This is a genomic window from Methanosaeta sp. UBA356, assembly GCF_002496465.1.
GTDB classification, from domain to species: Archaea; Halobacteriota; Methanosarcinia; order Methanotrichales; family Methanotrichaceae; genus Methanothrix; species Methanothrix soehngenii.
This window is the reverse complement of record NZ_DAKC01000024.1, coordinates 1-3,167: the sequence shown is the minus strand read 5'-3', so window position 1 is coordinate 3,167 and position 3,167 is coordinate 1. Positions and strand designations below refer to the sequence as shown.

At 53.8% G+C, this 3,167-nt stretch carries 7 protein-coding genes; 5 read left to right on the top strand and 2 right to left on the bottom strand.

The genetic code is table 11. The annotated features are described in order from the left end of the window. Positions 1-63: 63 nt before the first annotated feature. The 3 genes from BP727_RS01470 to BP727_RS01460 are packed head-to-tail and all read left to right on the top strand — an operon-like array spanning position 64 to position 1,161. Positions 64-201: a hypothetical protein gene (locus BP727_RS01470; protein ID WP_286857051.1), complete on the top strand. Its 138-nt coding sequence runs from the start codon at positions 64-66 to the stop codon at positions 199-201. An 8-nt stretch (positions 202-209) separates the two neighbouring features. After that, positions 210-347, top strand: a complete 138-nt coding sequence (locus tag BP727_RS01465) for a hypothetical protein (RefSeq protein WP_286857049.1) — start codon at positions 210-212, stop codon at positions 345-347. A 13-nt stretch (positions 348-360) separates the two neighbouring features. Then, entirely contained in the window at positions 361-1,161 is an 801-nt protein-coding gene (locus BP727_RS01460) for a class I SAM-dependent methyltransferase (RefSeq protein ID WP_286857048.1), read from the top strand. Between the two features lie 82 nt (positions 1,162-1,243). On the opposite strand, the gene BP727_RS01455 is transcribed toward BP727_RS01460, so the two are convergent. Both BP727_RS01455 and BP727_RS01450 read right to left on the bottom strand, forming a co-directional pair. Next, entirely contained in the window at positions 1,244-1,864 is a 621-nt protein-coding gene (locus BP727_RS01455) for a hypothetical protein (protein WP_286857046.1), read from the bottom strand. Between the two features lie 67 nt (positions 1,865-1,931). Continuing rightward, positions 1,932-2,366 carry a hypothetical protein gene (locus BP727_RS01450; protein ID WP_013719520.1) on the bottom strand — a complete coding sequence of 145 codons (435 nt, stop codon included), beginning with the start codon at positions 2,364-2,366 and terminating at the stop codon, positions 1,932-1,934. A 282-nt stretch (positions 2,367-2,648) separates the two neighbouring features. Between BP727_RS01450 and BP727_RS01445 the strand changes: the two genes are divergently transcribed. Both BP727_RS01445 and BP727_RS01440 read left to right on the top strand, forming a co-directional pair. Beyond that, positions 2,649-2,801 carry a hypothetical protein gene (locus BP727_RS01445; RefSeq protein WP_157863739.1) on the top strand — a complete coding sequence of 51 codons (153 nt, stop codon included), beginning with the start codon at positions 2,649-2,651 and terminating at the stop codon, positions 2,799-2,801. A 78-nt stretch (positions 2,802-2,879) separates the two neighbouring features. Then, positions 2,880-3,167, top strand: a 288-nt coding sequence (locus BP727_RS01440) for a nitroreductase family protein (protein ID WP_286857041.1), incomplete at its 3' end; no start/stop codon positions are given.

Genomic DNA, 3,167 nt, shown 5'->3' with positions numbered 1-3,167 from the left:
TTTTATTTTGCGTCAACAACTTACCTAATATTTATATCAGTTGAGGGCGGCGTGAAAGTAATTATGGCAAAGGACTCCGCTTTCATCCTGTTGCGACTGCGTCGCAACTCCCCCGTACACGCAGTCCGGGAGACCACCCTGAAGGATGGGGACTTCCCGCTCCGTCCTTCGCAATCCTACGAGTTAAAGAGGCGGAGATAGGTGAGCAAATGGTCCGGATCTACTTCAATAACCATGCCCGGTCCAAGGCGGCAGCAAATGCCTTTCAGCTAATGGACCTCTTAGAGATCCCTCATGAGCCCAAAAGGATCCGGCTGCAGGATCAGTTCACCCTGGGTTGCTTTTGAGAGGTGATATGAGATGCGTTTGAAGGAGTGGCTGGTGGGAGTTGTGCCCGAGGAGAGGCTCGCGCGTCTTTCCAGCCGTTTCCATGTGATCGGAGATATCGCTATCCTCTATCTTGACCCTGAGCTGGACGGCTACAAGGATGAGATTGCTTCAGCCCTCTTGGATCAGTGCAGGAATGTTCGTACGGTCTTCAATAAGATCACCCCCCTGGAGGGGGAGAGGAGAACCTCCCGCCTGGAGCTTCTGGCAGGCGAGGGAAATTCCGTCACCGTTCATCGGGAGTTCGGCTTTCGATATCATCTGGATGTGGCGAGGGTCTTTTTCAACAGCCGTCTGGGTTACGAGAGGATGAGGGTGGCGGTCCAGGTAAAGGCAGGGGAAGAGGCGCTGGTCTTGTTTGCCGGGGTGGGCCCCTTCGCCATTCCTCCTGCCGCCCGGGGAGCTAGGGTGGTGGCCCTGGAGAAGAGCCTGGAGGCCTGCGGCTGGCTGGCGGAGAACGCCCGGGAGAATGGGGTGGCGGAGAGAATTGCGGTCATTAATGCGGATGCATTCTCTATGGCAGCCCTACTGAAGAGGAGGTTTGACCGGGCGATTGTGCCCGCCCCCTATGGAATGGACCGGATAGTGGATGCCCTGCCAGAGATGCTGAGGCGGGGTGGAATCATCCATTTCTATACCTTCAAGAAGGCCCCGCAGATCGAGGGGCTGAAAAAGAGCTACGAAGATCTGGGCCTGGAGGTGCTGCTATGCAGAAGGTGCGGAAATGTGGCGCCAAATGTCAGCCGCTGGGCATTTGACATGGAGAAGATCTGAGCAGATCTGGGAAGAGACGAGATAAAGGAGTGAAAAGGGGGGGCAAGGGGCAGAGCAGGCTGGGTCCCACCCTCCAGCTCATTCAGGGGCAGGGCAGAGTGAGAATGGACATATTTCCCACCACGGTTTCCGATCTGATCTGGGCATAGCCCATGTAGGTTCCCCCCATCATCATAGTTGGCACAGTGCGGGAGTTCTTCTGCACCCGCTGGCCGATCCTGGCCGAGCCCTGAATCTCTGAGCTGATCTCATAAACGGAGATCTTGTCATCCTGATAGGTCTTGGTGTCCTTAATCAGGTCTTTCTCTATCCGGTAGGTCTCAGAGAATACCGAGCCCACCTCATAGTTCTTGGCGCAGAGAGCATTTCTCAGGTCGCTTTGATTGAGGGGAGGATGGTAGGGCTTGTAGTCGAATTCCACTGAGGTGACCAGGGAGGTCTCGTCCATTTCCGAATCCCTATAAGTGACGGAGTCGAGGGTTCTGGTGACCACTCCGCTGCCGCTCGAGCCGAGAACCACCTTCTGTCCAGCAAAGCCAGGCTGGGTCTGAAGGATGCGGGACTCCTCCATATAGCCGTTGACGAATACCCAGGAGTGCTCAGTCGTGTTCTGGGCGAATGAATCAGCAGAACAGGCCGCCTGCCCGGCAGCGACCAGGGCAGCGATACAGGCCATGGATAGGACTAAAAGCATCGACTTCATCTTCGCGCCTCATCAACTTCCAGGTATCGAATGGAGTGGGTAAATATAAATGTGATCCCGCTGTCGTTCAGAAATCCGCCAGGGCAGGGCCAAAGGAGTAGTAGGCATCAGCAGGAACTCCCTTTATCAACCCATAGGCGTCCGGCTCCGGCAGAAGGGAGATTCCTGTCTGGTTCCAGCTGGCGTCTATGGAATGCACCGGGGTGATGATCTGGCTCTTGAAGTAGGAGTCCGTCTGCCTGGTAGGGACGGTGGATATGGGCATGAGCATCAGGGATTCGTTCTTTCCGAATATCTCTTCTATCCAGGCGTTATACTGAGGGACGGCCTGATTGAAGTCTGCAGGGCTGCCCTGGAGTGCCTGGTCATATTTCTGGGCCATCTTCCATCCTACGCTCAGGCCGTCTAAGACCCCTTTCTGGTAGTCGCTCAGGGCCATAGAGGGGCCTATAAGGGCAGAAGCGAAGAGAATTGCCATAGATATTGCCAATATAGATCTCATTTTGATCCTCCGTTGTATGCAATGATCTATTGATATGAAGGGCATCATCGAAAAAGATTTTGCCTGATTGCTTCATCGCTTTTCCTGCGGCAGAACTGCGGCTGGATTCGTATTGGTATTTATGTGATGAGAGTGAAGTCAATGCTATCTGACAGAATCCCTTTCATTGGGCAATGATGGCCGCATCGAGTTCAGAGTGAGACTGCATTGCAGGACAGCATTTATTCATATTTGAGGCAGCGGCTCAATGAAGAGATGGGATTGCAGGAGGTGAAGCGTTCTATGAGCAAGAAGAAAGGTGCCAAGGGGATGCCAATCGAAGGCCCGGGCAAACATGATCCATCCAAGCCCCGGAAGAATAAGGCATATTCTCCGGTCTATGGCGAGACGAAGAGCGGAATCAAGAATGAGCAGCCCAGGAAAACGCGAATTTAGCTCAGGTCTTCTGCCCACACGCTCTATTTTTCCCGACAGGTGATACCTTTAATATCGATCAGAGGCAACTATTCATCCATGGAGCTGGATCTTTGCATTAAAGGCAGAAGAAGTGTGAGGAGCTATCTGGACCGGCCCGTGCCCAAAGAGGTCATAGACGGATTGCTTGATGCCGCGGTCTGGGCCCCCTCTGGGATGAATGAGCAGCCCTGGAGGTTCACAGTCATCCAGGACCGGGAGGTCATAGAGAGCCTCTCTCGCAAGACGAGGGAGCTGGTGATGAAAAGCATGCCTTTCTTGGAGGAGTCCGAGGAAGCATCAAAGTCGGAGCGAGATATGATCTTCTATGGCGCTCCTCTTCTTATT

What these genes read in the sequence shown, in the direction of transcription:
- BP727_RS01450 (WP_013719520.1), bottom strand. Translation starts at nt 2,366, where the DNA reads ATGAGATCTATATTGGCAATATCTATGGCAATTCTCTTCGCTTCTGCC.
- BP727_RS01465 (WP_286857049.1), top strand. Translation starts at nt 210, where the DNA reads ATGGTCCGGATCTACTTCAATAACCATGCCCGGTCCAAGGCGGCAGCA.
- BP727_RS01445 (WP_157863739.1), top strand. Translation starts at nt 2,649, where the DNA reads ATGAGCAAGAAGAAAGGTGCCAAGGGGATGCCAATCGAAGGCCCGGGC.
- BP727_RS01460 (WP_286857048.1), top strand. Translation starts at nt 361, where the DNA reads ATGCGTTTGAAGGAGTGGCTGGTGGGAGTTGTGCCCGAGGAGAGGCTC.
- BP727_RS01470 (WP_286857051.1), top strand. Translation starts at nt 64, where the DNA reads ATGGCAAAGGACTCCGCTTTCATCCTGTTGCGACTGCGTCGCAACTCC.
- BP727_RS01455 (WP_286857046.1), bottom strand. Translation starts at nt 1,864, where the DNA reads ATGAAGTCGATGCTTTTAGTCCTATCCATGGCCTGTATCGCTGCCCTG.